Consider the following 26,929-nt stretch of genomic DNA (forward strand, 5'->3'; position numbering starts at 1 on the left):
CGATTATATTTTAGAAAGATTGAATGATTGTGATAATTGTCCTGATACTGAAAGTAATTCGTAATATTTTTGAATAATGGCTGCTTTAGACAAAGCGGTGTTAATTTTTGCATTAAGATGTTCTACATCAGCTTCAACTAAATCATTGGTATCAGATAAACCATTGTCGAATTTATCTTTTACCAGCCTGTAGTTTTCTGCTGCCTGCTGAAGAGCTTCGTCATAAACCACACTTTGGTTGATTGCCAGATCATAATCTTCAATAGATTTCTGAACTTCAACTTTAATACGGTCTGTCATAATCGCTTCTGTATTTTTTACTTCTAAAGCTCTGCTTTCTGCCTCACGAACATGAGCATTGTTTTTTATAATTCCCGATAAATCATAAGTAAGGCCTACACCAAAATTCATTGCATACTTTACGGTAATAAAATCTTTAAGATCTAACGCTGTGTAGCCACCCAACAAAGCAAGAGTTGGATAATAACCCGCTTTTGCAACTTTGATATTGGCTTCACTGGCTTTTTGCTGGAAACGAAGAGCCTCTAAGTCTTTTCGGTTTTCAAGTGCAATGGCATCAGATGTCGGAGCATTACTTGTTTTTAAACTAAAGAAATCATTTTCATTAACGTCAATTTTTACACCCGGATCTAATTTTAATAAAGTTACGAGATAAAAATTAATGTTGTTGATGTTATTATTCGCTTCATCAATAGATAATTGTGTTTTTGAAACCAATAACTGCGCTTTCAATAAGTCATTTCTCGGAATGATTCCGTTTTTTTCTAATTCAGTAAAATCAGTAACACGCTGTTTAGCCTGTTTTTGATTTTCGTTTAAAAGATCAAGTGTTTTTTGGGCTTTGTATAAAGCAGTGTAATAAGTAATTACACGCAAAGCAACATCTTCTTTAGTTTTAGCTGCATTGGCAGTTTCTGCTTCATAAAGATTGTCATAAGCATCAATACTGCTCTGGATTTTAAACCCCGAAAAAATCGGAAGGCTTAAATTTGCCATACCAAACATCGCACGGTCCGGAGAAGCCATTGACTCACCATTTGCCTCGTCATTGTGCATATCGATTGAAGCTTTACCTAAACGTTGATATTGCCCCTGAATTTTAAGATCTGGATATTGGTTATTCTTAACCGTTTGCAGTTCGTATTTTTTTGAGTTTACCTTAGTATTGGCAAGCGTAACTTCGTTACTCTTTTCCCAGGCCATTTTAACGGCTTCGTCTAAAGTTAAACTTGTTTTTTCTTGTGCTTCTATTGAAGATATTCCGATAAAGAAAACCCCAAAGAGCATTAATTGACTAATTTTCATAAACAAGTAGCGCTTTTATAGTTTGTTGAATGTGCTTTGTAAGACTGTTTTTAATATAATCGTTATATAACGTTTCTGTTTTTAAATTCAGGAGTTCCTGAAAAAAAGGCTTATTCATGTGAAAATGAAAATAAGTACCCATAATCGTCGGAGTGATAAGCGGAATAATGATATCTTTTCTAAAAATCCCTTTCGATTGGCCCTCATTGATAATGGTTTCCAGTGATTTTAGATTTCCTTTTTTCAGTTCGGTGAAAACGGCAAGACTCTGCTCTCTTTTTTTTGAAGTAAGTTCAAAGTGTAAAACCCTGAAAATCCCTCTGTTGCAATTGATTCGGTTAATGTAAATTTCAACTAATTTATTTACTTTATCAAGAGGTTCGAGATTTTCATGCTGTAAACTTTCGATTTGTAATTTTAAATCGGCTGTTTTGTAGATAATCAAAGATTCAAGCAGTTTTTCTTTAGAACCAAAATAATACGAAACCATGGCAATATTAATTTTGGCCTCTTTTGAAATGTCCCGTATAGACGTTCCTTCAAATCCTTTGTCCGAAAAAAGCTTTTCTGCAACTTCCAGGATTTGAATTTTTTTATCGTTTAATTCGATCTGTGACATGATGTTGTTTTGAAATCGGATACAAAATTAAACACTTGTTTAATTTAAACACTTGTTTAATTTTATTTTAACATAATATTAACATAAAACGGTGTAGTCGGTTTTTAAATATAATTACTTGAAATATGCATTTAAAGCAACAAAAAAGCTGAAACAATATTAGTAATAATATTGTTTCAGCTTTGAAATTAACGCAATTTTGTCATTTCGACGAAGGAGAAATCTTCCTTGCTGGATCGACAAAGAATGGCTTTTTGATTGCGGAGCTTCTTACGAAGATTTCTCCTTCGAAGGACAAAGTAGACTTTCTATTGCATTTATTTATAGAATCTCTCCAACAAATTCTTCAATTTTCCCGCTTCCGTTTTCACTTAAATGTTTAATAAAAGCACTTCCAATAATAGCGCCTTTTGCATATTTTGTCGCCTGAGTGAAAGTCTCTTTATTTGAAATTCCGAAACCAATAATCTGAGGATTTTTTAAATTCATGTTTGAAATTCTTTCGAAATAATCTTCCTGTACATTTCCAAAACCAGATTGAGAACCCGTAACACTTGCAGAACTTACCATATAAATAAATCCGCTTGAAACGCTGTCGATAAAACGAATGCGCTCATCAGAAGTCTGAGGTGTAATCAGGAAAACATTGATTAATCCGTATTTTTCGAAAATGGCTTTGTACTCTTCAGCATAAACATCAACCGGAAGATCCGGAATAATTAATCCGTCGATACCAATTTCTGCACATTTTTTACAAAAAGCTTCAAAACCGTATTGTAACATCGGGTTGAAATATCCCATTATAATCAACGGAATTTTTACGCTTTCGCGGATGTTTTTCAGCTGATCGAAAAGAAGTTGAGTCGTCATACCGTTTTTCAAAGCCTGGGTCGAACTTGCCTGAATGGTCGGGCCATCGGCCAATGGATCACTAAACGGAAGTCCGATTTCTATTAAATCAACGCCATTTTTTTCTAAATCCTGAATAATCTGCACGGTATCATTTAAGTTAGGATATCCCGCAGAAAAATAGATAGAAAGTATCTTTTTATCTTCTTGTAATTTTTGAGTTATTCTGTTCATTTTTAATATCTTTTTTCTCCTGCAAGTCCCGAAGTTTCGGGAAAACCTTGTAGGAATGTTTGATTTTTTATTTTACAACTGATTTAAAAATATTTTTTGAAATCGTTTATTCAGATATTCTTTTTAAAGATTAATAATCTTACTTGTCCAGTTATCATTTTGGCTTTCTGCCAATAATAATCCGGAATCTGAATCATTCATCTGAGCAACTAATTCTCCTTTGTTATTCCAGAAAGCGCTTTTTCCACCAGATGGATATCCCCAGGATTCTCCGCTAAAATTGGACATCAAAACATTCATTTTATGTTTCTCCGCATAACTTTGCAAATCCCTGTACGCATTTGGAATTCCGTTTGGTGAAAAGAAAATACTGGCAATATAAATTGAAGTTTCTTTTTCGGAAGCATTTTTCGGATGAAGCGGATTGTCAATATCGGCACAAATGGCAAATGAAATTTTCTGGTTTTCAATCGTAATTACCGGATTGTAATCAAAAGAAGACTGGAAAAATTCATCTTCACCTTCATGCAAAAACTGCTTTGTATATATAGAAACCGAGTTATCCGGAAAAATTATAAATTCACCAATAAACAATTCTGATGCAGTCTGAACAGGAGCGCCCGCAACAATAATGATGTTGTGCTCAACAGCCAGTTCTTTTAAATGTTCTATTCTGGAATCGTCTTTAGCAAAAGCCAGTTCTGCCGCATTTTCTCTTTCATAACCTGTAATGGATAATTCCGGAAAAACAATTAAATCAGCTCCTTCTTGCGCAGCTAATTTTATAAGTTCATAATGATCTGATAAATTAGATTCAATATCCCCGCGTTTTGGTTTTGTCTGTGCTGCTGCTAAAATCATTTTCTTTGGTTAATTATAAATTTTCAATATAAATCCAGGCAATGATTCCCGATTTAAGTGTTACCTGAACTCTTTTGTAAGAGTTAGATTCGAATAAATCTGCTTTTGCCAGATCCGAGCTGGAAATATCGAAAACAATACCTTTTATAGCATCAGATAGATTATCGCTTGCAACTGCCACAAAATAATCTGTCATTCCAAATTCTTCTTCGATCTGAAGGTCCTTTAGTTTGTAGCCTGAAAGCTGATCTCTTGTTCCGGTTAGTATTTTATTAAAAACCTGCATTTGAATTTCTCTTGATTGTAATGTCCCGTATGAGAATATCTTTTCCATAATACTATTTTTATTCTTATTTGTTTGCGTTAGGGATGGGAGCGGCATCCTTTTTTGTGGCTTTTTCTGCCACAAAAAAGATATAGCGGACAGCCCGACCCTTGGGTAACGCCAAAATTATACTTTTTCCTATAATTTAAAATAATCTATGTAAGTATTTAAGTCTTTATCTCCTCTTCCGGAAAGACTTATTACAACAATATCGTCCGGTTTGAATTTTTTATCGTTTAAAACGGCCAAAGCGTGAGAAGATTCTATCGCAGGAATAATTCCTTCCAGCTTGCAAAGTTCCATTCCGGCTATCATCGCATCATCATCAGTAACAGAGAAAAATTCGCCTCTTCCGGTCTGCGCCAAATGAGCGTGCATTGGGCCAACACCAGGATAATCCAGACCTGCAGAAATAGAATACGGTTCTGTAATCTGTCCGTCTGTTGTTTGCATCAAAAGTGTTTTGCATCCGTGAATAATTCCCATTTTTCCCAGTTTACTGGTTGCGGCGCTATGACCGCTGTTTACTCCCAGTCCGGCAGCTTCAACGGCAATAATTCCCACCGCAGGTTCGTGCAAAAAGTGATAAAAAGTTCCGGCTGCGTTACTTCCTCCGCCAATACAGGCCACAACATAATCAGGGTTTTCGCGCCCTTCTTTTTCTTTTAGCTGTGATTTGATTTCTTCTGAAATAATACTCTGAAAACGGGTCACCATATCCGGATAAGGATGCGGGCCAATTGCCGAACCAATGATATAATGCGTATCAACAGGATTATTAATCCAGTCGCGGATAGCTTCATTAGTGGCATCTTTTAGGGTTCTTGATCCTGAAAGAGCCGGACGAACTTCTGCGCCGAGCATTTTCATTCGGGCAACATTTGGAGCCTGACGCGCAATGTCGATTTCGCCCATATATACAATACATTCCAGGCCCATTAAAGCACAGACTGTAGCAGTTGCAACACCATGCTGACCCGCTCCGGTTTCGGCAATAATACGTTTTTTACCCAAGCGTTTTGCAACCAGAATCTGACCGATTGTATTGTTTATTTTATGTGCTCCGGTATGATTTAAATCTTCTCTTTTTAAGTAAATTTTGGTGTTGTATTTTTCGGATAAGCGGTTGGCATAATAAAGCGGACTTGGCCTCCCGACATAATCCCGAAGCAATTGATTGAACTCGGACTGAAAATCCGGCTCGGCCATAATTTTTAAATAATTCTGGCGTAATTCTTCTACATTTGGATATAGCATTTCGGGAATATAAGCTCCTCCAAATTCTCCGTAATATCCTTTTTCGTCTACGTTAAAATTCATTTTTTTAAATTTTAAAAGTTTGCAACTTCAAATTTTCGTTTGAAATTGGTTAATAGATTTTTGTTTTTCAGCCCCGGTTCGATTTCAAATTTACTATTTACATCAACAGCATAAATAGGCAAGTTGCTTTTTGAAATTTCCTCTATGGCTTTTAATTCATTAATTCCGATTCCGCCGCTCAAAAAGAAGGGTTTGTCCGAATTGTATTTTTTCAATATTGTCCAGTCAAAAGTGGTTCCGTTACCGCCCGGTAATTTTCCTTTGGTGTCAAATAAAAAATAATCACACACTGGTTCAAAAGGTTTTATGACTTCAAAATCAAAATTGTCATCGGCAGAAAAGGCTTTTATGATTTCGACTTTTTTTGGCAATTGTTTCTTTAATTCTGATATAAATTCAACCGATTCGTTTCCGTGTAACTGAACGGCTTGTAAATTATGTTTTTTGACCTTTTCTAAAATTTCTTCCTGGCTCTGATTTACAAAAACGCCTACTTTTTTAATTGTTTTTATAAGTTCAGGAATGTCTTGGGTAATGTATCGTGCGGATTTGTCCCAGAAAATAAATCCCATATAATCGGGCAGGAGCGAACCTACTTCGATTATATTTTCGGGATATTTCATACCGCATATTTTGAGTTTCATTTTTTTTATGCTTTAGGCAATAAGCTTTAAGCTTTAGGCTTTGTACTTTATGCTGATTCTTTTTTATGCTTTAAGCAATACGCTTAGACTTTAATGTTTAATTTTTTTTCGATGTTTGTTAAAAGCTTACAGCCTATAGCTTACGGCTTACAGCTGACTTATAAAGTCAATAGCTGCCTGGCCGGCGTTATCGGTTTTCATGAAGTTTTCTCCAATTAAGAAACCTTTGTAGCCGTATGGTTTTAGTTCCTGAATGGCTTCGATTGATGAAATACCGCTTTCTGAAACTTTTACAAAATCATCCGGAATTTGCGATGCTAATTCTTTGCTGAAATCCAGACTTACTTTGAATGTTTTTAAATTTCGGTTGTTTACCCCAATCATATCTAAAGTTGGCATAATCGATTTTTCTAATTCTTCCTGATTGTGAACTTCCAGTAAAACTTCTAAACCTAATTTTTGAGCAAATTCAGATAATGATTTGATTTCGTCACGGGTCAAAACGGCTGCAATCAGTAAAATCAAATCGGCTCCGTGAGCTTTGGCTTCCAAAATCTGATATTCATCTACTATAAATTCTTTTCGCAAAAGCGGAATATTTACAGACGCTCTTGCTAAAAGCAAATCGTCTAAAGAACCTCCGAAATATTTTCCGTCAGTCAAAACAGAAATTCCGCAGGCACCGGCATTTTCGTATCCTTTTACAACTTCTTCAACCGTAAAATTATTGTTGATGATTGATTTTGAAGGAGAACGACGTTTATGTTCGGCTATAACTCCCGAATTGCTTTCTTTTAATTTATGGCTCAGGGAAATGGTTTTTCTTTCAAAAAAAACAGAACTTTCCAATTGCGAAACCGGAATGATTGATTTTTTCAGAAGTACTTCTCGTTGTTTATCAAATATTATTTTATCTAAGATATTCATTGTTTATTTGTTTCAGGTTTCAAGTTTCAGGTTTGCTCCAACAACTAGAAACCTGAAACTTGAAACAATTCTTTACTTGCTTAGTTCTTGTAATTTTTTGAGTGCCTGATGTCCTTTACCGGAAAATAGACTTTCTTTGGCAAGTTCAAAACCTTCTTGCGGACTGCACTTTGTTACTGTCGAAATTGCCATTGCAGCATTGGCACAAACCACATTATTTTGTGCTTCGTTTCCTTTTCCTGAAATGATAGTAGTAAACATTTCTGCTGATTCTTCAATTGTTTTTCCGCCTTCGATTTCCGTTTGAGATAAAAGACGAACGCCAAAATCTTCCGGTTTCAACATTCCTTCCATGTGGCTGGTAATGATTTTAGTAGGTCCGGTTAATGAAATTTCGTCATAACCGTCAAGCGAATGCAAAATCGTAAAATTGACATTGGTATTTTGGTATAAATAGGCATACATTCTCGCTAGTTCCAAATTGAAAACCCCTACCAGCTGATTGTTTGGAAATGACGGATTTACCATAGGTCCCAACATATTAAAAAAGGTTTTTACAGCCAGTTCTTTTCTGATTGGGCCGACATTTTTCATCGCCGGGTGAAACAGGGGAGCGTGCAGCACACAAATTCCGGCCTGATCGATACATTTTTCTAAAAACGAAGGATCATTACTGAATTTAATACCCATTTTTTCCATTACGTTGCTTGATCCTGAAATAGATGAAACCCCGTAATTTCCGTGCTTGGCTACTTTTATTCCGGCTCCGGCTGCTATAAATGAAGCTAAGGTCGAAATGTTGAACGTATCTTTTCCGTCACCGCCCGTTCCGCACAAATCGATGGTATTGTAAGCTGATAAATCAACACGAATGCATAATTCCAATAAAGCTTCGCGAAAGCCCGAAAGCTCGTCAATCGTAATGCTTCGCATCATAAAAACAGTCAAAAAAGCCGAAATCTGACTTGGATTATACTGACCGCTTGAAATATTAATCAATACGTTTTTTGCTTCTTCTTTTGAAAGTATTTCGTGATTGATTAATTTGTTTAATATAGTTTTCATTTTTTCTTTAAGTTGCTAAGGTTCTAAGTTGCTGAGATACTGAGTTTTTGTTTCAAGTTTCAAGTTTTCGCTAACCTGAAACCTGAAACCTGAAACAAAATTTTATTTTAACTCTTAATCCAGTTCTCTAAAATTCTTTTTCCTTTTGGAGTTAAAACACTTTCGGGATGAAACTGAACGCCTCTTACATCATAATTTTTGTGTCTTAATGACATGATTTGACCGTTTTCGTCTATTGAAGTTGCTTCCAGAACGTCTGGTAAATTAGCGTCAACCACCCACGAGTGATACCTTCCCACTTCGAATTCATTCCCTAAACCTTCAAACAAAATTTCGTCTGAAACTACTGTTTTTACATTTGTAGCAACTCCATGGTATACTTTGTCAAGATTTGAAAGTGTTCCTCCAAAAACTTCTCCTATTGCCTGCTGTCCTAAACAAACGCCTAAAATACTTTTTGTTGGAGCATATTTTTCGATTACCGCTTTTAATAAACCGGCTTCATCAGGAATTCCGGGGCCTGGCGAAAGCAATATTTTATCGAAAGAAGCGATTTCGTCAATTTCGAATTCGTCGTTTCTGTAAACCGTAACTTCGCAGTTTAAATCTTCTAAATAGTGCACTAAATTGTAAGTGAAACTATCGTAATTGTCTATAACTAATATTTTTTTCATTTTTCTTAAGGTTCTAAGTTGCTACGGTTCTGAGTTACTAAGTTTCAACTTGAAACCTGAAACAAAGAAAACCTGAAACTAAATTTTCTATTTTTCCCGAACGTATTTTTCATTGATAATACGGTCGATTCCTAATTTTTCTACTTTTTCGATTCCTTTTTGAATCAGAGTGTCATTTTTAATTTTTACTACAAATTCAAATTTGCCGTTTTCCCATTGCCTGTTATTAAAAAACTCCAGATTTTCTGTGTATATACTGTCTTTTAAAGTGTATTTTCCGCCTCCGCCAAAAAACACGGCATTTGTTGAATCCTTGCCATTATGTAAATCATGATTGAAAAAAGCAAAATGGGTATCATTTATAATTTTAATCATTTTTGTTTTTGGATTGAAAGTCGAAAACGTTGAATCTTTTTCTGTTGTTTCAGCTGATATAAGACGCCAGGTTCCCTGAATTGAATTCTCCCTTTTTTCTGAATTACAAGAGGTTATAGTAACGATTAAAATTAAAATTGATAATGCTTTTTTCATGATTTTGTGGTTTTTGGTTATTGTTTCAGGTTTCAGGTTTCACGTTCCAACAACTTGACCCGAGGCTGAAAGCCGAACGGGCGAAGCAAACTTGAAACCTGAAACAAAAGAAATCTATATTTGTTCTGCCATTTCAAGCGCAGTATTCAACGCTCTTAATTTATTATACACTTCCTGCATTTCGCTTTCTTCATCTGAGCTGGCAACAATTCCGGCACCGGCCTGACAATGCAGCTGATGGTTTTTGGAAAGGAAAGTCCGGATCATAATAGCATGATTAAAATTGCCTTCAAAGTCCATAAAGCCAATGGCACCGCCATAAAAATTACGATTGGTTTTTTCATAATCTTCGATTAACTGCATGGCTCTGTGTTTTGGTGCACCGCTCAAAGTTCCTGCCGGGAAAGTATCGGCAACAACCTGCATGGTAGTGGCTTTTTCATGTAAATGTCCCGTAACTTTTGATACTAAGTGAATTACATGCGAGAAAAACTGAACTTCTCTGTATTTTTCTACGTTTACATCGTGTCCGTTTCGGCTTAAATCATTTCTTGCCAAATCGACAAGCATTACGTGTTCGCTGTTTTCTTTTTTATCTTCAGAAAGTTCTTTTGCCAAAAGAGCGTCGCGTTCGTCATTTCCGGTTCTTTTGAAAGTTCCTGCGATTGGGTGAATTTCGGCCTTTCTGTTTTTTACAATAATTTGTGCTTCAGGAGAAGAACCGAATATTTTGAAATCGCCATAATCAAAAAAGAATAGATATGGAGATGGATTAATACTTCTTAAAGCTCTGTAAACATTAAATTCATCACCTTTAAATCCTTGTGTAAAACGACGTGATAAAACCAGTTGGAAAACGTCTCCGCGGAAACAGTGTTTTTTAGCTAAAGCCACATTATGTTTAAATTCTTCATCGGTAAGGTTTGAGAATCCTTCGCCTTCTTTGGTGAACTTATAGGAAGCAATATTTCTGGATTGCAATAATTGCTCAATTTCTGCAATGTTGTTTTTTCCATCAACGCTGTGGCAGAAAATATAAGCTTCGTTTTTGAAGTGATTTATGGCAATGATATTTTGATACACCGCATAAAATACGTCCGGAATTGAAGTCGCGTTGTCTTTTTTAGCAATGGAAACTTTTTCGAAATAACGAACAGCATCGTAAGAAATGTATCCGAATAAACCGTTGTTAATGAATTTGAAATCATTTTTCTCAGACTTAAACTGACTTGAAAATTCCTGAATTATTTCCGGAATATTCGTTGAAGCATCTACTGAAATTGTTTCTGCAGTTCCGTCAGGAAACGTTTTTGTGATCACTTCGTTTTCGATTTTAATCGTTGCAATCGGGTTACAGCAAACGTAAGAGAAACTATTGTCATTTCCGTGATAATCACTACTTTCCAGTAACAGACTGTTTGGAAATTTATCTCTTATCTTAAAATAAATACTTACCGGCGTGATGGTGTCTGCCAGAATTTGTTTGTAGTGTGTGTTGAGTATAAAAGGTTTCAATGTATATAGATTTTAATTTTTTAATATTTTTTGTGTTTTGGTTTGAACCAAAAAAAAAGGCTTGTCGTGATGACAAGCCTTTTATATTTATAGTTTTACAATACCATAGGAAGCTTTGTTCACGACGTTTGACGTAAATTCTTCCACCACCAAGTATTGTTTAAAATTGTTCTCATTTCTTTTTTTGTTGAAGCAAAGATATAAATGTAATTTGGATTGAGAGATATAAAAAGGCAAAAAAAACTTTTATAAATCTGAAAATTTGTTACATTTTATTTTTAATTCTTCTTTAAATGCTTAATTTCCGATTGCAATTGTGTTATTTATGTTTGCTCTAAAATCCGGGTTTCCTTTAATATTTGGCATAATAAATAATTCATTGTTCTTCATTTTAGTATAACCTATTCCGTTTTCAGGCTTATTATACCAGTTGTCAAGAGTACTATTGATACTGCCTGATTCGCTTGTAATACCACCATTGCAATTATTTACCACCACATTTTTGAATGTAATTTTAGATAAACTTTCATCACCGTTTCCAACATTTGCTTCCAATAAAACAAAAGGAGTGAAACCGGAAACAATTGTATTGGTTAAACTGAAAAAAGTATTTTCTCTGACAAAAACAGACTCCCTTACCAATCCCTGATTGTTTTCTTCAAGATTTACCAAAGTAATATTGCTTGCCGTTATTTTGGTAAATTTCTTGCTCATATCCGTATTCTGAACTTTATCATATGAATCTATCTCAAAGCATCTTGATCCTGAAACATCTGATGAAAAAGGGTGTCGGATAGCAATACTATTACTAATATTGATTTGGGCACCTTGTGTAAAATCAAAATCATCATCTGTAGTTCGGTAAGAAACTAAATTACTCATGTTCAAATCTCCACCGTAACATTCGAAAGAATCATCATTCGAAAAACTGATTTGGATATTATTTAGGATTGTTTTTTTTCCAACACCTGCTAAGGAAAGCCCGTTAAGTTCTTTTAAAGCACTTAATTTTCGGCCTGCATATTCAATTCTCACATATTTTAAAATCCCCGAATTATCTTCTGCGTCCTGACCTCCGTAATGATTCAGAATTGGGTCTAAGTCAAATGGCAATGTGTGCAAACCTCCAAGAGTATTGATCGGTGCTTTTCCTAATACAATAATACCACCCCAGTCACCAGGTTTTCTTTCTGTTTTTTCTTTATTTGAAGTAAAAACAATAGGATCCGTTTCTAAACCTTCGGCTATAATTTTTGAACCATTTGTTATAACAAGTGTCCCGCAGCTTTTATCATCTCCACGAATTACAGTTCCCGGTTCGATACTTAAAGTAGCGTTATTTGTTACATAAACAACACCAACTAATTGATACGTATTGCGTTTTAATAATTTAGTGTCTTTATCTATTGTTCCGGCAATTATATTTGTGGCTTCGTTATATTCGTTTGCGGCAGGTTTAAAATTTGTCCAGTTGTTCATCCAGTTATTAGTTCCGATAATTCCTTTTTGCTGTTGCTGGGCGTGAAGAAAAAAACTACTGAGAAGAGTGAAAATGGCGACTTGTATTTTTGTTTTCATAACTATAATTTGATTTCTAGTTTTTGATTTTTTTAATTACTCAAAATTAGAAGCCATATGTTAATCAAAACTCTGATCGTTGTTACCAAAAAGTTATGTAAATATTAAGAACGTTATTTTTTTGAAAACTTCGCAAAAAAGAAACCCTAATAGCATAAACTATTAGGGTTTCTTAAAATATTTGAACTAGTAAGTCTTAAATATTAGAATTTTAAAGCTACAGTCAATTCAAATTCGTCATTGATAGTTTTGTCTCCTAAACCTTCGAAGAAACTTCCTGAACCGTATTTGATATCATATTTAGTTCTGTCAACTTTAAATGCAGTAGTAGCAGTATTTCCAGCTACAGCAATATCAAAAGTTACAGGTTTAGTGATTCCTTTGATAGTTAAATCTGCAGTTACTGTATAAACGTCAGTTGCTTTAGCACCAATAGTTTTGAAAACTAATTTTGCAGTTGGGAATTTTTCAGTTCCGAAGAAATCGTCAGCTTTTAAGTGACCGTTTAATTTTCCTTGGTATTCTCCAGTTAAATCTGTAGAAGTTAAAGAAGTCATGTCAACTGTAAAGCTACCACCAACTAATTTTTTCCCTTTGAAAACTACTGCACCTTCTTTAAAGTTTACAGTTCCAGAGTGCTCTCCTGTTACTTTTTTACCTACCCATTTGATAGTAGATGCTTTTACGTCGATTTTTTTAGTTTGAGCATTTACTGAAATACTAGCCGCTGCTACGAATAATGCTATTGCAATTGTTTTTAAATTTTTCATGTTGTTAAAATTGATTTTGGATTAATAATAATTATAGTGTGATAAATAATTCTTCTTGAGATTTTCTAACTTTTTTGTGGTGCTGAACGTCGTCCTCATCATGTCTGTAACCTACAGTTGCAATAACTGAAGCACTTAAACCTAACTTATCAAATCCAAGGATTTCATTAAAACTGGCAGCATTAAAGCCTTCCATTGGTGTAGCGTCGATTTTTAATTCGGCAGCTGCTCCTAATAAGTTTCCTAAAGCAATGTAAGTTTGTTTTGCTGTCCAGGTATTTTTTGCATCACCGGATAAATTACCCACAACATTTTTCATCATATCGCTGAAACCACCTAATGCATCAACAGGAACACCTCTTGTTTTGCTGATGTTAGCGATATATTGGTCAACAGAAGTGGCATCAAGAGCTACATCACTTGCAAAAATAAACAGGTGAGAAGCATCTGTAATTTGAGTCTGACCATAAGCCGCAGCTTTTAATTGTTCTCTTAATTCCGGGTTTTCAACGATAACAACTTTATAAGGTTGTAATCCGTATGAAGAAGCGCTTAACCTAACGGCTTCTTTTAAAGTATTTAAGTCAGCATCAGAGATTTTTTTTGCCGCATCAAATCTTTTTGTTGCATATCTCCAATTTAGACTTTCTAAAAATGTGCTCATAATATTAATTTTCTTGGGTTCGGTATTTTTCTAATAATTTATTCAGTAATTCTAATTCTTCCGGGCTTATATTGTTTGCAAATGCACGCTCGTGCTCATCTACTTTCGGATCTAATTCTTTTAATACATCCAGTCCTTTTTGGGTAATCAAAACTTCGATTTTTCGTCGATTTCCCGGGCATACATTTCTGGTTACAAATTCTTTCAGTAATAATTTATCAACTAATCGCGTTGTATTACTTGTCTTAGCTAACATACGTTCCTGAATGACGCACATATTAGCAGGATTTCCTTTTTGTCCTCTTAATATACGCAGCACATTATATTGTTCTCCGGATAAATCATACGGTTTCATCAACTCGTTGAAATTATCCTGAATTACATTTTGCGTGTACATAATGTTTAGAATAACTTTTTTCGCATTATCCATCTTAACTGTACTCTTAATAACCTCTTCAATTGTCATAGTCGTAAGTGTATAATTTGTATATACAAATGTATAGCTTTTAATAGTTGTATATACAACTGTCATGTTAATTTTTTGTTAATACGAAAAATGCTGAAGATTCCTTAAAGGAAGCAGACATTTTAGAAGATAAAAATAATACATTTTTTATTTTAAAAGCCTGATTTTTTGATATTTAATGTTTATTTAAAATAGGGAAGAAAACTTCATTGAAGTGTTTTTGAAAAACAATTTTTGTAAGATTAATTTAAAAAACAAACAGAAAAGAGACTCTGAAAACTTTTAAATTTCATCCTTATCGAAACTCAGAAAGGAAAAAACCTTTGGAAATTTCTTTAAAATTTAAAATTTCTTTCGCTATCCAGGCTTCATCATATCCAAGTTCTTTTGCAATTATTCTCGCAGTTTTTTCAGAAGAGTCAATTGCCGCTCTGGCATCTAAGAATAATAAACGAACACGTCTGGCTAAAACATCGTCAATAGTTCTTGCCATTTCATAACGAATTGCCCAGACAACTTCTGCCATGGTAAATTCATAATCAGGGTGTAGTTTTTCAGCCAATTCTGGTTCATTTTTTTGCAGTTCCATTATTTTAGGAATATCAGAACCATAGATATAAAGGTGATCTTCGCGTTCAGGACCGTTGGTGGGTTTATTTCCATGAATGGGAAGATGCTCTGTTGTACATTCTTTAAATGGTAGTTTACCGGTTTTGATGGCTTTGTCAATAATGTCTTCAGCAATTTTTCTGTACGTTGTCCATTTTCCTCCTGTAATGGTAATCAGACCCGTTTCAGAAACGATAATTTTATGACTTCTGGACACTTCTTTAGTATTTTGGCCTTCTTCTTTTGGTGCAGCCAACGGACGTAAACCTGCAAAAACGGATAATACATCTGCTCTTGTTGGTTTTTTTGCTAAATAATGACGGGCTGTTTCGAGAACAAAATGAATCTCGCTTTCTAAAGCAATTGGTTCTAAACTTTGTTTTTTAATTAAGGTATCTGTTGTTCCAACCACAATTTTATTATGCCACGGAACTGCAAACAAAACTCTTCCGTCATTTGTTTTCGGAATCATCAGAGCATGTTCGCCCGGTAAAAATGATTTGTCAAATACCAAATGTATTCCCTGGCTCGGAACAATATATTTTTTATAAACGTTATCGTTCAGTTTCATTATGGCATTTGTAAAAACGCCCGTAGCATTTATAATGACAGAACCTTTTATGTCATATTTATTTCCAGTTTCCTCATCTGTTGCCTGAACACCGGTAACCTGGTTTTTGTCATCCTTTAATAAATGGACAACTTTGACATAATTTAAAAGACACGCACCATTTTCTACAGCTGTCTGTGCAATATTTATCGCTAAACGGGAGTCGTCAAATTGTCCGTCATGATAAATAACACCGTTGACCAATCCGTTTTCCTGTACATTGGGAAGCATTTCAATAGTTTTTGCTTTCGAAATATATTTGGAACTGCCTAAACTCAAACAACCCGAAAGTATATCATAAATTTTTAGTCCGAAAGTATAGAAATAACCGCCCCACCAATTGTAGTTCGGAATTATAAAGGATTGATTTTTGACTAAATGGCCGGCATTTTTAGCCATTAAACCTCTTTCTTTAAGAGCTTCTCTGACCAAATGAATATTTCCCTGCTCCAGATAACGCACGCCGCCATGAACTAATTTTGTACTTCTGCTGGAAGTTCCTTTTGCAAAATCTACTGCCTCAAGCAAAATTGTTTTATACCCTCTGCTGGCAGCATCAAGAGCAGTTCCGAGACCGCTTGCTCCTCCACCTATAATTATTACGTCCCATTTTTCGGTATTTTGTAATCTGGATAACTGCTCTGAACGATTCATAGTTTTTATGGGACTTATTTGTTTCAGGCAAACTTAACAAAAGGAAATTAGATTTAGATGAAGAAGTTTCTTTTGGGCGTTATTTGTTTCAGGTGTATTAACGTTCACATATTTAACCGCAAAGGACGCAAGGTGTTTTACAAGTAAGGCTTTTTATAAAGCGCAAAGTTCGCAAAGCTTTATAAATAAACTTTGCGAACTTTGCGTATATCTTTGTGTCTTTGCGGTTAAATCAACCTGAAACAAGTAAACCTGAAACAAATTTTTTAATGAGGAAGTTTATCCTTAATCAATCCATATACCCAAGTTCCGGCTATTGCACTTACTAAAGTCACAACAATTACAGTTGCACCTGTACCAATTTGAGCAAAAAGAGGTCCCGGGCATGCTCCGGTAATGGCCCATCCGAAACCAAATAATAAGCCTCCGTAGATTTGTCCTTTGCTGAATGTTTTTGGCTGAATTTCAATTTTCTCGCCCTGCAGGGTTTTGATATTGAATTTTTTAATCAGGAATACAGAAATTACTCCAACGGCAACTGCACTTCCGATTACGCCGTACATAAAGAAAGATTCTAAGTTGAACATTTCCTGAATGCGGAACCAGCTGATGATTTCTGCTTTTACGAATACAATTCCGAAAAAGATGCCGACAATTAAATATTTAAGGTTTACGAATGCAGTTTCGTTTTTCTGGCTTGCGTTAATTCCTTCGCCGTCTGTATTTTTATTTTCTAAATGATCCATTTTTGAAATTTTAAAGTGAAAGAATATGTGGCAAAATCAAAAGTGCCATGACAAAACCGCCAATCATAAAACAGATCGTTGCCACTAATGACGGCCATTGCAGGTTGGATAATCCCATAATAGCATGTCCGCTGGTACATCCTCCTGCGTAACGGGTTCCAAAACCGACTAAAAATCCGCCTACGACAATCATAATAAATCCACGAAGTGTGAATAAACTTTCCCAGGAAAATAATTGTGATGGGACTAAACCGGTATGGTCTGTGATTCCGTAAGTGGCTAATTTCTCTGATAATTCATGAGTGATTACAACTTCATTTGGATTTGACAGTAAATATGCGCCAATTACACCGCCTAAAAATATTCCGAGAACGAAGAATAAATTCCAGCTTTCTTTTTTCCAGTCGTATTTAAAAAACGGAATATTCGCCGGAATACACATCGCACAAATATGTCGCAATGACGAACTGATTCCGAAAGATTTATTTCCGATAATTAATAAAATGGGAACGGTCAATCCGATCAACGGACCTGCAACGTACCAAGGCCAAGGTTCTTTAATAATTTCTAACATAGTTTAAGGTTCTAAGGTACTAAGATTCTAAGTTGCTAAGGTTTCTTTTAGGTTCTGAATTGCTAATTTTCAAAGGCAAAAAATCTTAGAGCCTTAGAATCTTAGCAACTTAGTACCTTTATTTTAAAACCTTGCTCTGACAAACAAAATCTGATTTTGGCAGATTGGTTTTTGAAATTGCTCCAAAACCGCCATCAATTTCGGTAAAATTTCTGAAACCGCGTGCTTGTAAAATAGAAGCCGCAATCATACTTCTGTAACCGCCTGCGCAATGTATGTAAAAATGTTCATTTGGGTTAATGTCTTTTACCCAGTCATTAATATAAGCCAAAGGTTTGCTGTAAGCGTCTTCGATATGTTCTGCTTCGTATTCTGTTTCTTTGCGAATGTCGATTATTTTGTCTTCCTGAAGATTTACTTCGCTTGCAAATTGTTCCGCTGAAATCCGGTTTACAGAATCTGTTTCGAAACCCGCTTTTTGCCAGGCTTCAAAACCGCCTTCCAGATGTCCGATGATGGTGTCAAAACCCACACGGCTTAAGCGTGTTACGGTTTCTTCTTCCATACCGTTTTCGGTAACTAGAATAATTGGCTGTTTTACATTGGCAATCAAAGTTCCAACCCAGGGTGCAAAATCACCGTTGATTCCGATATTGATAGATTGTGGGATATATCCCTTGCTGAAATCGGCTGCACTTCTTGTATCCAGAATCAAAGCGTCTGTTTCTTCTGCAACGGCTTCGAATTCTGCTGCTTTTATGGCTTTCATTCCGTTGTGCAAAACGCTTTCGAAACTTTCGTAACCTTGTTTGTTCATGGCAACATTCATACTGAAATAGGCCGGAGGAGGCAATAAACCGTCGGTTACTTCAGTAATAAATTCTGCTTCGGTCATATTGGCGCGCAAAGCATAATTCGTTGCTTTTTGATTTCCGATAGTCGAAACGGTTTCTTTACTCATGTTTTTTCCGCAGGCACTTCCGGCTCCATGTGCCGGATACACAATTACATCATCAGCCAGTGTCATAATTTTGTCTCTTAACGAATGATACAGAATACCCGCTAACTGATCTTGTGTCATTCCCGCAGCTTTTTGAGCTAAATCAGGACGTCCAACATCACCTATGAATAAAGTATCTCCGGAAAAAATAGCATGATCTTTTCCGTTTTCATCTACCAGTAAAAAAGTAGTGCTTTCCATAGTATGCCCTGGGGTGTGCAATACTTTTATCGTAATTTTTCCGATTTTGAATTCCTGTCCGTCTTTTGCAGAAACGCAGTCAAATTCGCAAGTTGCATTTGGACCGTAGATAATTGGCGCTCCTGTTTCTTTGCTTAAGTCAACGTGTCCGGAAACAAAATCAGCATGAAAATGCGTTTCAAAAATATATTTCAGTTTTACCTGATCGCGTTCTAAACGGTCCAGATAAGGCTGAATTTCTCTAAGTGGGTCAATAATAGCGGCTTCGCCATTTGAAGTGATATAATAAGCACCCTGCGCAAGGCATCCGGTGTAAATTTGTTCTATTTTCATAATAGGTATTGTAAAATGATGGGATACAAAGGTAACTTTGTTTTTTAAAAAAATAGGTGACTAATGTTACAGAAATTAGGTTTTTGTGTAAAAAAATTGTGGAGTTTGTCATATTAGATTCAGATAAATTAATTTAAAGTAGAGCAATTACGCTTTAAGCTTTAATTTTGCATATGACGATTGTCATTTCAAAACAAAAATAAAAATGAACACACAAGACTTATTAGATCAGATCGCTTTTATAAAAGAGATTGATAAAGTAAAATACATTCAGAGAAAAACAAAGCTTTTTAACAGTGAACGAAATGAAAACGATGCAGAACACAGCTGGCATCTGGCTTTAATGGCAATTGTTCTCGCAGGACATTCAGATGCACCGATTGATGTTTTGAAAGTGGTAAAAATGGTGCTGATTCATGATATTGTTGAAATCGATGCCGGTGATGTTTTTATTTATGATACTTTAAAAAGTCATGATAATACAGATGAAGAGAGAATAGCCGCAAATCGGATTTTTGGTTTATTGCCTAAAAATCAAGCAGAAGAATTAATTTCTATCTGGGAAGAATTTGAAGCCGGAGAAACCAACGAGGCAAAATTTGCAAAATCAATGGACAGATTAGAACCGTTATTGCAAAATACTTCTAATAACGGCGGAACCTGGAAAGAGTTTGGAGTGAATTACGATAAGGTCTACGAAAAAAAGAGTGTAATTAAAAATGGTTCCGCATCTTTATGGAATTATGCCGAAGGTTTAATAAACGAAAGCGTTGAAAAAGGAATTCTGAAAAAATAATAAAACATAGCTCAAGGTTTTAACCTTGGGGAAACGGATTGTGGTTTTGCATTATGTCCCCACGGTTGAAACCGCGGGCTATTAAATTGTTGAAAAGTTTAACAAATATCAGGCGATAAACTTTTTTTAAAGCACGCTAATTCGGGTTCTAATGGTTAAATTTGTGGAACTTCATAAAACAAATACCACTTATGGAAGAAATGCTCTTTTATGACCGAATGCAATTTGCCTTCACCATTACTTTTCATTATCTTTTTCCACAACTTACAATGGGTCTTTCGCTCATCATTGTGTACTTTAAGTGGAAATATCTCAAAACTAAAAAAGAAGAATACAATCACGCCACCCATTTCTGGATGAAGATATTTGCCCTGAATTTTGCAATGGGCGTAGTAACCGGAATTCCGATGGAATTTCAATTCGGAACCAACTGGGCAAAGTTCTCCGAATTAACAGGCGGAATTATTGGGCAGACACTCGCCATGGAAGGAATGTTTTCTTTCTTTCTCGAATCTTCTTTCTTAGGAATATTTTTATTTGGAGAAAAACTCCTTGGCCATAAATGGCATTTTGTCACCGGATTATTAATCATGATTGGTTCCTGGGCCAGTGGTTACTTAATTATTGCCACACATTCCTGGATGCAGAATCCGGTTGGTTATGAAATCCTTGAAAACGGAAAATTTGTACTGACCAATTTCAAAGCCTTATTTCTAAATCCATGGCTTTGGCCTTCTTACCTGCATAATCAGGCGGCTTCTATGGTTACGAGTTCGTTTGTTGTAGCCGGAATTGGTGCTTTTTATATCCTGAGTCAGAAGAACATTTCTTTTGGGAAATTGTTTTTAAAAACCGGCGTTATTTTCGGATTGATTTCCAGTGTCATAGTAGCTGTTCCGACAGGAGATTTACTGGCTAAAAATGTTGTAAAATATCAGCCAGTGACTTTTGCTGCAATGGAAGGAATTTTTCATACCGAAAAGAAAGGTTCTGAAATTGTTTTAATTGGTCAGCCCGATGTAAAAGACAAAAAACTGGACAATAAAATTGCGGTTCCAAACATCCTGAGTTTCCTGACTTACGGAAACTGGGATCAGGAAATTAAAGGTTTAGATCAGTTTGAAGAAGATTTGCACCCAACAAATATTTCGGGATTGTATTATGCGTATCATATTATGGTTGGACTCGGAACGGTTTTTATTGGTTTAATGGTGTTGTCACTTTTCCAGTTAATAAGAGGGAAATTATTCGAAACCAAATGGATTTTATGGTCGCTCATGTTTATGATGCCATTTCCGTACATCGCCAATACAACCGGCTGGTACACGGCCGAATTGGGCAGACAGCCGTGGCTGGTTTATAATTTAATGCCAACTTCTGCCGGTGCATCGCCAACGGTTTCTTCCGGGAATACTTTATTTACTTTATTAGGTTTCATCGGATTATACCTTTTGCTTGGTATGCTGTTTTTATTATTGATTGGAAAAATTATCAATAAAGGTCCGCGTCATGTGGAACTTTCAACAGAAAAAATATAAATATGGAATTTTTTTGGTACGTTGTTTTAATGGGAATTCTGGCCGTTTATCTGGTTTTGGACGGCTATGATTTTGGAGCAGGAATTATTCATTTATTTTTTGCCGATACAGAAAAAGATAAAAAAGCAATTACAAGTGCGATTGGTCCGTTTTGGGATGCCAATGAAGTCTGGCTGATTGCAGCCGGAGGGGTTTTGTTTTTTGCTTTTCCGACATTATACGCATCTTCTTTCAGCGGATTTTACCTGCCTTTAATCATGATTTTGTGGCTTTTGATTTTCCGTGCGATCGGATTGGAAATGCGCGGACAGGTACATCATCCGATGTGGGAATCAATTTGGGATAAAGCTTTCGGAATTGCGAGTTTACTTTTGGCATTGTTCTTCGGAATCGCTTTAGGAAATATCGTTCGTGGTGTCAATCTCGGAATGGTGCAAAATGGTGTTTCTACACAGGAACCACATTTTTTCTTTCTGCCATTATGGAATCCGACTTTTAGCCCGCAGGCAAATGAGTTGGGAATTATTGACTGGTTTACACTTTTCTTAGGAATCGTAAGCGTTGTCGCTTTGACGATTCACGGTGCAAACTGGATTATTTATAAAACGAATTCAACTTTGAACCCGAAGTTGAAAAATGTAGTTTTTATATTGAACATCGTTTTACTGGTTTTGGTTTGTATTTCGTTGCAAATCTGGCATTTTATCGAACCTAAACCTTTTCATAATTTTGTAGAAAATCCTGTTTTATGGTTTTTTCCTTTGTTGACTTTTATTGGGATTTTAGGATTATTCAAAGTGCGTTCGTTCAAAAAAGACGGTCATGGATTTATATTTTCCACTTTATTTTTAATTGGAGGATTTGCTTCGACAGCAGTTTCGATTTTTCCGAACGTTTTGCCTTCAACGAATAAAGTAAATCCGTCACTGACTATTTATAACACCGCTGCAGGTGAATATGGTTTAAACGCCGGATTGAGCTGGTTTTTTATTGCTCTCTTTTTGGTGATTGTTTACTTTATTATTCAATATCGTGTTTTCAGCGGTAAAATGGATGATGTAGGGTATGGGGAGCATTGAGTTTTTGCCACTAATTACACTAATTTTAACGAATTAATTATTATATGAATAGCCGTTGGTTTTAACCAACGGATTAAGTTAATAAGTTGGAAGGCTTTAGCCAAAACTGGAAAGTTTGGCTGAAGCCTTTTTACATACATTTGTTTACCTCCAGCTAAAGCTGGAGGCAATTCATCGAGAAACCTTAGAAACTACAAAATAATAAATTTATTCAAGTCTGAGTTAGGGATAGAAGCGGTATCCTTTTTCTTACTTATTTAGTAAGAAAAAGATATAGCGAATAGTCTGTTCGCCTCGGCGAAAACGCCCAAAAAATACAAAATCCGTTTATTCCCCAAAATAAACGGATTTTTTTAGTTTCATCTTTTTCAAAATTCAAAAAAATTGATAAAGATTCTACAAGTGAAACTAAAATCAAAATAAAAAAATCTGCCCTATCTGCTAAATCTGCGTGAAATAAAAAAACAATTCTAAAACAAAACTTCTTTAGCAATAATATAAAATCCCATTACCAGAACAAACCATCCAAAAAGCGGTTTTAGTTTTGCTCCGTCGATTTTTTTAGAAAGCTGGCTTCCTAACACCATTCCGAGAAGTGCCATTGCGGAAACACTTAATAAAAAAGGATAATTTATTGGTGTTCCGATATATAAATCTCCTGCAAAACCTAGTGAAGAATTGATTGTAATAATTAATAACGAAGTTCCAACGGCTTGTTTCATTGGTAATTTGGCAAAGAACAATAATGCAGGAATAATTAAGAATCCGCCTCCGGCGCCTAAAAAACCCGTTACAATACCAACCAGAAACCCGATGAGGCTTAATTGCAGGTAATTGGTTTCGCAGCCTTTTATTTCAGGCTGGTTTTTTCGGATCATCGAAACGGCAGCCGTAATCATCAAAACCGAAAATACGATCATGATTAAAAAATCTTTTGAAACAGTATAAGAAGCCACGGAAAAAAGTGTGGCGGCAATCTGAGGAAATATAACTTCGCGGATAATGAGAATCGAGATAACAGACGGAATGGCAAAATACAACGCAGATTTTAGTTTCAGGTTTCCCATTTTGTAATGACTGTAACTTCCGAACAAAGCGGTCAGTCCCACAATAAATAAAGAATAGGATGTTGCCTGATCAGGATTTACTTTAAATAAATACACTAAAATTGGAATAGTCAAAATAGATCCGCCCCCGCCAATTAAGCCCAGTGAAATCCCGATAATGATTGAAGCAAAATAAGCTATATATTCCATTGCATTTATTTTTAGGCAAAGTTGCTTCGGAAATTAGAAATCTACAGTAACATTTATCACAGAAGTAAATTATAATACTAATTTACACAGATTTGATTTGTAAAAAATGTCAGTTCGAGCGTCACGAGAACCCGCAAAGCATTTCGACTTCGCTCAATGTGACAAAATAATTCGTGCTAATTCGTGAAATTAGTGTTTAATAATTCAATCTGGTTTCGGTTGAGTTTTACCAGACCTCTTTGTTCCATTTTTTTTAATAATCTTGAAACAACTTCTCTGGACGTATTTAATTCGGTTGCGATTTCCTGATGTGAAAGTTTAACTTCAGAGCAGCCGCAGGCTTCTGAATGTCTTTTTAAATAGAATTCCAAACGCTCATCCATAGAACGGAAGGCGATATTATCAACCACTTCCAGAACTTCTTCAAAACGGCTTCTGTACGTTTCAATTACAAATTCGTACCAGGATCTGTGCTCCATCATCCATTTGTCCATCATCTGCAGCGGAATCATCATGACCGAAACATCTTCGACCACTTTTGCCATAATCTGGCTTTTTTCACTTTTAGCAGTACAAATCATCGAGATGGCACAAGCCTGCCCGGGCTGCAGATAATACATCAGAAATTCACCGCCGTCTTCACCTTCACGGTAAATTTTGATTTTACCTCTGGTAATTAAAACAGTATTTTTAATGTATTGCCCGGTTCGCATTAAAATAGTTCCTGCTTCAAAATCCTGAGCAGTGCCATTTTCTTCAATTGTAGAAATGAGTTCACGGGAGAAATTTGGAAATATAGTTTGTAATGAATGCTGCATTATAGAGGTTTTTTTGACACGAATTTTACAAATTGTCCCAAATTAATTAATGAAGATTAGTAAAATTAGTGGCGGATACTTTTATCAAAATCTGATTAAAAATTGTAATTGTTTGCAAAGATAACAGAATGAAATGGTATTAATTGTCAGAAAACTATTTTTAAGTTGTATTTTACACAAATGAAAAAATCCTATTTTCTATCGATTTTATAGACTGTATTTTTAAAAATAGTGAGTAAATTTGTAAAACACTGATTATAATCCTTTCTCTAAAACGTTTTCTGAGAATAATAATCGAAATCGCATTTTGTACGTATTTTATTTAATAAAAACGTCGTAATTTTACAAAAAACATATATTATGAATCTATCACAAGAAGATTGGGTTAACCAACTAGCTGCTGACGAGAATGCAGTTATACTTGACGTAAGAACTGAAGACGAGTTTAATGACGGCTATATCGAAAACGCTGTTAATATTGATATTAATAAAGGTCAGGGTTTCATTTATGAAATCGAAGAATTAGATAAGAATAAAAATTATTATGTGTATTGCCGTTCTGGAGCCAGAAGTGCCAAAGCATGTCAGATTATGAATGAGTTAGGTATCAATAATGCCTACAATCTGCTTGGCGGAATCCTGGATTGGGAAGGTGAAACGATAAATCCATAAAAAAGAAGAAGAGGCCTGAAAAAGCCTCTTTTTTCTTTTGAAATGCTATTAAATAACCAAACAAAAAATTACCAAATTATGAGTTTTATCCCAGAAGAATATCAGATTAAAACCCTTATAAATCAAGATACATATCTTGTAGACGGAGAGTTGAAAAAATGGACAGGGCAAACCACACCTGTATTTTCGACGATTTCATCTACCGAAAAATACTCGCCAACTTTATTAGGATCAATCCCGTTTATGGGAGAGAAAGAAGCGCAGGAAGTTGTTGACGCTGCTACAGCCGCCTATGATATGGGACAGGGATTATGGCCAACGATGAAAGTGGCTGACCGTATTAAATGTATGGAAAACTTTGTGAAGCAAATGAAAGCGACACGCGAAGAAGTGGTGAAGTTTTTAATGTGGGAAATTGGTAAAACACTAGGAGATTCACAAAAAGAATTTGACAGAACGGTAGAATATATCCACGATACAATTGACAGTTACAAAGAACTGAACGGCCGTAGTTCATATTTCTCAAAAGTACAGGGTGTAAACGCAATGATTCGTCGTGGGCCACTTGGTGTAGTTTTATGTCTTGGGCCTTATAATTATCCGCTAAATGAAACTTTCTCCTTATTGATTCCGGCTCTGATTATGGGTAATGCTGTAATCTTCAAACCTGCTAAACATGGCGTGTTGTGTATTTCACCATTATTAGAGGCTTTCAGAAGCAGTTTTCCAAAAGGAGTGATCAATATTGTTTACGGAAGAGGGCGCGAAGTGGCTTCTCCGATCATGAAATCAGGAAAAATTGACGTTCTGGCCTTAATCGGAAACAGTAAATCGGCCATTGCTTTACAGGATCAGCATCCAAACAAAAACAGACTTCGTCTGATTTTAGGCTTAGAAGCAAAAAATCCGGCGATTATTTTACCCGATGCCGATTTAGATCTGGCGATTCAGGAATGTATTGCAGGAAGTTTGTCTTTTAACGGTCAGCGTTGTACAGCTTTGAAAGTATTATATGTTCACGAATCTGTAAGAGAAGAATTCAACCGACGTTTCTCAGAAAAAGTAGATGCACTGGTATTCGGAAATCCATGGGAAAGTGGTGTTTCTCTGACGCCGCTTCCTGAGACAGATAAACCGTCATACATTCAGGGATTAATTGACGATGCTACATCAAAAGGAGCAAAAATACTGAACGAAAAAGGAGGAAAACGTACTGATAACTATATTTTTCCGGCAGTTTTATATCCGGTAGACAGCAAAATGCGCGTGTATCACGAAGAACAGTTTGGACCTGTAGTGCCGATACTTTCATTTAAAGATATCAAAGAACCATTAAAAGATATGGCCGAATCTAATTACGGACAACAAGTGAGTTTGTTCGGAAAAGATATTAAAACGCTTGCTCCGCTGATTGATGCTTTGGTAAACTTAGTTTGCAGGGTAAACCTGAACAGTTCATGCCAAAGAGGGCCGGACGCATTCCCTTTTACAGGACGTAAAGATTCTGCTGTGGGTACTTTAAGTATTCCGGATGCCTTGCGTTCTTTCTCAATTCGTACGTTTGTGGCTTCAAAAGATATTGATTACAATAATGAAATTCTGCAGGAATTGCTGAACAGCAAAGAATCGAATTTTATTAATACCGATTATATTTTGTAGTTCCCAAGGTTATATA

At 35.6% G+C, this 26,929-nt stretch carries 27 protein-coding genes; 5 read left to right on the forward strand and 22 right to left on the reverse strand.

The window, feature by feature from the left end:
- Positions 1-3: 3 nt before the first annotated feature.
- From DCO46_RS04570 to DCO46_RS04665, 20 genes are all read right to left on the reverse strand, one after another.
- Positions 4-1,326 carry a TolC family protein gene (locus DCO46_RS04570; protein WP_116751397.1) on the reverse strand — a complete coding sequence of 441 codons (1,323 nt, stop codon included), beginning with the start codon at positions 1,324-1,326 and terminating at the stop codon, positions 4-6.
- Positions 1,316-1,945 (reverse strand): TetR/AcrR family transcriptional regulator, encoded by a 630-nt coding sequence (locus DCO46_RS04575; RefSeq protein WP_116751398.1) that lies wholly within the window; start codon positions 1,943-1,945, stop codon positions 1,316-1,318. The genes DCO46_RS04570 and DCO46_RS04575 overlap by 11 nt, the downstream gene beginning before the upstream one ends.
- A 321-nt stretch (positions 1,946-2,266) precedes the next feature.
- The gene (gene trpA, locus DCO46_RS04580; RefSeq protein ID WP_116751399.1) at positions 2,267-3,028 is read right to left on the reverse strand and encodes a tryptophan synthase subunit alpha; all 762 of its coding nucleotides are present in this window, start codon (positions 3,026-3,028) and stop codon (positions 2,267-2,269) included.
- A gap of 123 nt (positions 3,029-3,151) precedes the next feature.
- On the reverse strand, positions 3,152-3,889 hold the full coding sequence (locus DCO46_RS04585) for a carbon-nitrogen hydrolase family protein (RefSeq protein WP_116751400.1): 738 nt from the start codon (positions 3,887-3,889) through the stop codon (positions 3,152-3,154).
- 13 nt (positions 3,890-3,902) lie between these two features.
- Positions 3,903-4,223 carry a gamma-glutamylcyclotransferase family protein gene (locus DCO46_RS04590; protein ID WP_116751445.1) on the reverse strand — a complete coding sequence of 107 codons (321 nt, stop codon included), beginning with the start codon at positions 4,221-4,223 and terminating at the stop codon, positions 3,903-3,905.
- A gap of 129 nt (positions 4,224-4,352) precedes the next feature.
- A complete protein-coding gene (trpB, locus tag DCO46_RS04595; protein WP_116751401.1) occupies positions 4,353-5,534 on the reverse strand; it encodes a tryptophan synthase subunit beta in 1,182 nt (393 codons plus the stop codon).
- An 11-nt stretch (positions 5,535-5,545) separates the two neighbouring features.
- A complete protein-coding gene (locus tag DCO46_RS04600; RefSeq protein ID WP_116751402.1) occupies positions 5,546-6,178 on the reverse strand; it encodes a phosphoribosylanthranilate isomerase in 633 nt (210 codons plus the stop codon).
- Positions 6,179-6,325: 147 nt separating this feature from the next.
- Complete coding sequence (gene trpC / locus DCO46_RS04605) at positions 6,326-7,105, reverse strand: indole-3-glycerol phosphate synthase TrpC (protein WP_116751403.1); 780 nt, start codon at positions 7,103-7,105, stop codon at positions 6,326-6,328.
- A gap of 72 nt (positions 7,106-7,177) precedes the next feature.
- Positions 7,178-8,170: an anthranilate phosphoribosyltransferase gene (gene trpD / locus DCO46_RS04610; RefSeq protein WP_116751404.1), complete on the reverse strand. Its 993-nt coding sequence runs from the start codon at positions 8,168-8,170 to the stop codon at positions 7,178-7,180.
- A gap of 107 nt (positions 8,171-8,277) precedes the next feature.
- Entirely contained in the window at positions 8,278-8,844 is a 567-nt protein-coding gene (locus DCO46_RS04615) for an anthranilate synthase component II (protein ID WP_116751405.1), read from the reverse strand.
- Positions 8,845-8,931: 87 nt separating this feature from the next.
- Complete coding sequence (locus tag DCO46_RS04620) at positions 8,932-9,375, reverse strand: hypothetical protein (RefSeq protein ID WP_116751406.1); 444 nt, start codon at positions 9,373-9,375, stop codon at positions 8,932-8,934.
- Positions 9,376-9,489: 114 nt separating this feature from the next.
- Positions 9,490-10,890 carry an anthranilate synthase component I family protein gene (locus tag DCO46_RS04625; protein WP_116751407.1) on the reverse strand — a complete coding sequence of 467 codons (1,401 nt, stop codon included), beginning with the start codon at positions 10,888-10,890 and terminating at the stop codon, positions 9,490-9,492.
- Between the two features lie 297 nt (positions 10,891-11,187).
- Complete coding sequence (locus DCO46_RS04630; RefSeq protein WP_116751408.1) at positions 11,188-12,468, reverse strand: hypothetical protein; 1,281 nt, start codon at positions 12,466-12,468, stop codon at positions 11,188-11,190.
- A 203-nt stretch (positions 12,469-12,671) separates the two neighbouring features.
- Entirely contained in the window at positions 12,672-13,238 is a 567-nt protein-coding gene (locus tag DCO46_RS04635) for a YceI family protein (RefSeq protein WP_116751409.1), read from the reverse strand.
- Between the two features lie 31 nt (positions 13,239-13,269).
- Positions 13,270-13,902, reverse strand: a complete 633-nt coding sequence (locus tag DCO46_RS04640; protein ID WP_116751410.1) for an NAD(P)H-dependent oxidoreductase — start codon at positions 13,900-13,902, stop codon at positions 13,270-13,272.
- A 4-nt stretch (positions 13,903-13,906) separates the two neighbouring features.
- On the reverse strand, positions 13,907-14,368 hold the full coding sequence (locus DCO46_RS04645; RefSeq protein ID WP_116751446.1) for a MarR family winged helix-turn-helix transcriptional regulator: 462 nt from the start codon (positions 14,366-14,368) through the stop codon (positions 13,907-13,909).
- Between the two features lie 295 nt (positions 14,369-14,663).
- Positions 14,664-16,241: a glycerol-3-phosphate dehydrogenase/oxidase gene (locus DCO46_RS04650; RefSeq protein ID WP_116751411.1), complete on the reverse strand. Its 1,578-nt coding sequence runs from the start codon at positions 16,239-16,241 to the stop codon at positions 14,664-14,666.
- A 266-nt stretch (positions 16,242-16,507) separates the two neighbouring features.
- Entirely contained in the window at positions 16,508-16,987 is a 480-nt protein-coding gene (locus DCO46_RS04655) for a DUF6691 family protein (protein WP_116751412.1), read from the reverse strand.
- Between the two features lie 10 nt (positions 16,988-16,997).
- Positions 16,998-17,561 carry a YeeE/YedE family protein gene (locus DCO46_RS04660; protein ID WP_116751413.1) on the reverse strand — a complete coding sequence of 188 codons (564 nt, stop codon included), beginning with the start codon at positions 17,559-17,561 and terminating at the stop codon, positions 16,998-17,000.
- A 118-nt stretch (positions 17,562-17,679) separates the two neighbouring features.
- Positions 17,680-19,095 (reverse strand): MBL fold metallo-hydrolase, encoded by a 1,416-nt coding sequence (locus DCO46_RS04665; protein ID WP_116751414.1) that lies wholly within the window; start codon positions 19,093-19,095, stop codon positions 17,680-17,682.
- Between the two features lie 205 nt (positions 19,096-19,300).
- On the opposite strand from DCO46_RS04665, the gene DCO46_RS04670 reads away from it, so the two are divergent.
- The 3 genes from DCO46_RS04670 to cydB all read left to right on the forward strand — a co-directional run bounded on the left by DCO46_RS04670 (position 19,301) and on the right by cydB (position 22,508).
- Entirely contained in the window at positions 19,301-19,891 is a 591-nt protein-coding gene (locus tag DCO46_RS04670) for an HD domain-containing protein (RefSeq protein WP_116751415.1), read from the forward strand.
- A 191-nt stretch (positions 19,892-20,082) separates the two neighbouring features.
- Positions 20,083-21,429 (forward strand): cytochrome ubiquinol oxidase subunit I, encoded by a 1,347-nt coding sequence (locus DCO46_RS04675; protein ID WP_116751416.1) that lies wholly within the window; start codon positions 20,083-20,085, stop codon positions 21,427-21,429.
- A gap of 2 nt (positions 21,430-21,431) precedes the next feature.
- Positions 21,432-22,508 (forward strand): cytochrome d ubiquinol oxidase subunit II, encoded by a 1,077-nt coding sequence (cydB, locus tag DCO46_RS04680; RefSeq protein WP_116751417.1) that lies wholly within the window; start codon positions 21,432-21,434, stop codon positions 22,506-22,508.
- Positions 22,509-22,978: 470 nt separating this feature from the next.
- On the opposite strand, the gene DCO46_RS04690 is transcribed toward cydB, so the two are convergent.
- Together DCO46_RS04690 and DCO46_RS04695 are read right to left on the reverse strand one after the other, a co-directional pair.
- A complete protein-coding gene (locus tag DCO46_RS04690; RefSeq protein ID WP_116751419.1) occupies positions 22,979-23,764 on the reverse strand; it encodes a sulfite exporter TauE/SafE family protein in 786 nt (261 codons plus the stop codon).
- Positions 23,765-23,940: 176 nt separating this feature from the next.
- Complete coding sequence (locus DCO46_RS04695) at positions 23,941-24,582, reverse strand: Crp/Fnr family transcriptional regulator (protein ID WP_116751420.1); 642 nt, start codon at positions 24,580-24,582, stop codon at positions 23,941-23,943.
- Between the two features lie 360 nt (positions 24,583-24,942).
- Here DCO46_RS04695 and DCO46_RS04700 point away from each other — a divergent pair, with 360 nt between their 5' ends.
- Together DCO46_RS04700 and DCO46_RS04705 are read left to right on the forward strand one after the other, a co-directional pair.
- The gene (locus DCO46_RS04700) at positions 24,943-25,254 is read left to right on the forward strand and encodes a rhodanese-like domain-containing protein (protein WP_072963814.1); all 312 of its coding nucleotides are present in this window, start codon (positions 24,943-24,945) and stop codon (positions 25,252-25,254) included.
- A 78-nt stretch (positions 25,255-25,332) separates the two neighbouring features.
- Positions 25,333-26,913: an NADP-dependent glyceraldehyde-3-phosphate dehydrogenase gene (locus tag DCO46_RS04705; protein WP_116751447.1), complete on the forward strand. Its 1,581-nt coding sequence runs from the start codon at positions 25,333-25,335 to the stop codon at positions 26,911-26,913.
- The last annotated feature ends 16 nt before the right edge of the window (positions 26,914-26,929 follow it).

The organism is Flavobacterium sp. HTF, from assembly GCF_003105115.1.
Lineage (GTDB): Bacteria > Bacteroidota > Bacteroidia > Flavobacteriales > Flavobacteriaceae > Flavobacterium.

Bases quoted from the DNA above. Each gene is read 5' to 3' on its own strand.
- trpC (WP_116751403.1), bottom strand. From the start codon at position 7,105: ATGAATATCTTAGATAAAATAATATTTGATAAACAACGAGAAGTACTT.
- DCO46_RS04655 (WP_116751412.1), bottom strand. From the start codon at position 16,987: ATGGATCATTTAGAAAATAAAAATACAGACGGCGAAGGAATTAACGCA.
- DCO46_RS04615 (WP_116751405.1), bottom strand. From the start codon at position 8,844: ATGAAAAAAATATTAGTTATAGACAATTACGATAGTTTCACTTACAAT.
- trpB (WP_116751401.1), bottom strand. From the start codon at position 5,534: ATGAATTTTAACGTAGACGAAAAAGGATATTACGGAGAATTTGGAGGA.
- DCO46_RS04700 (WP_072963814.1), top strand. From the start codon at position 24,943: ATGAATCTATCACAAGAAGATTGGGTTAACCAACTAGCTGCTGACGAG.
- DCO46_RS04585 (WP_116751400.1), bottom strand. From the start codon at position 3,889: ATGATTTTAGCAGCAGCACAGACAAAACCAAAACGCGGGGATATTGAA.
- DCO46_RS04645 (WP_116751446.1), bottom strand. From the start codon at position 14,368: ATGACAATTGAAGAGGTTATTAAGAGTACAGTTAAGATGGATAATGCG.
- trpA (WP_116751399.1), bottom strand. From the start codon at position 3,028: ATGAACAGAATAACTCAAAAATTACAAGAAGATAAAAAGATACTTTCT.
- DCO46_RS04630 (WP_116751408.1), bottom strand. From the start codon at position 12,468: ATGAAAACAAAAATACAAGTCGCCATTTTCACTCTTCTCAGTAGTTTT.
- DCO46_RS04660 (WP_116751413.1), bottom strand. From the start codon at position 17,561: ATGTTAGAAATTATTAAAGAACCTTGGCCTTGGTACGTTGCAGGTCCG.
- DCO46_RS04670 (WP_116751415.1), top strand. From the start codon at position 19,301: ATGAACACACAAGACTTATTAGATCAGATCGCTTTTATAAAAGAGATT.
- DCO46_RS04600 (WP_116751402.1), bottom strand. From the start codon at position 6,178: ATGAAACTCAAAATATGCGGTATGAAATATCCCGAAAATATAATCGAA.
- DCO46_RS04620 (WP_116751406.1), bottom strand. From the start codon at position 9,375: ATGAAAAAAGCATTATCAATTTTAATTTTAATCGTTACTATAACCTCT.
- DCO46_RS04575 (WP_116751398.1), bottom strand. From the start codon at position 1,945: ATGTCACAGATCGAATTAAACGATAAAAAAATTCAAATCCTGGAAGTT.
- DCO46_RS04665 (WP_116751414.1), bottom strand. From the start codon at position 19,095: ATGAAAATAGAACAAATTTACACCGGATGCCTTGCGCAGGGTGCTTAT.
- DCO46_RS04590 (WP_116751445.1), bottom strand. From the start codon at position 4,223: ATGGAAAAGATATTCTCATACGGGACATTACAATCAAGAGAAATTCAA.
- DCO46_RS04570 (WP_116751397.1), bottom strand. From the start codon at position 1,326: ATGAAAATTAGTCAATTAATGCTCTTTGGGGTTTTCTTTATCGGAATA.
- DCO46_RS04705 (WP_116751447.1), top strand. From the start codon at position 25,333: ATGAGTTTTATCCCAGAAGAATATCAGATTAAAACCCTTATAAATCAA.
- DCO46_RS04650 (WP_116751411.1), bottom strand. From the start codon at position 16,241: ATGAATCGTTCAGAGCAGTTATCCAGATTACAAAATACCGAAAAATGG.
- DCO46_RS04640 (WP_116751410.1), bottom strand. From the start codon at position 13,902: ATGAGCACATTTTTAGAAAGTCTAAATTGGAGATATGCAACAAAAAGA.
- DCO46_RS04690 (WP_116751419.1), bottom strand. From the start codon at position 23,764: ATGGAATATATAGCTTATTTTGCTTCAATCATTATCGGGATTTCACTG.
- DCO46_RS04675 (WP_116751416.1), top strand. From the start codon at position 20,083: ATGGAAGAAATGCTCTTTTATGACCGAATGCAATTTGCCTTCACCATT.
- cydB (WP_116751417.1), top strand. From the start codon at position 21,432: ATGGAATTTTTTTGGTACGTTGTTTTAATGGGAATTCTGGCCGTTTAT.
- trpD (WP_116751404.1), bottom strand. From the start codon at position 8,170: ATGAAAACTATATTAAACAAATTAATCAATCACGAAATACTTTCAAAA.
- DCO46_RS04635 (WP_116751409.1), bottom strand. From the start codon at position 13,238: ATGAAAAATTTAAAAACAATTGCAATAGCATTATTCGTAGCAGCGGCT.
- DCO46_RS04695 (WP_116751420.1), bottom strand. From the start codon at position 24,582: ATGCAGCATTCATTACAAACTATATTTCCAAATTTCTCCCGTGAACTC.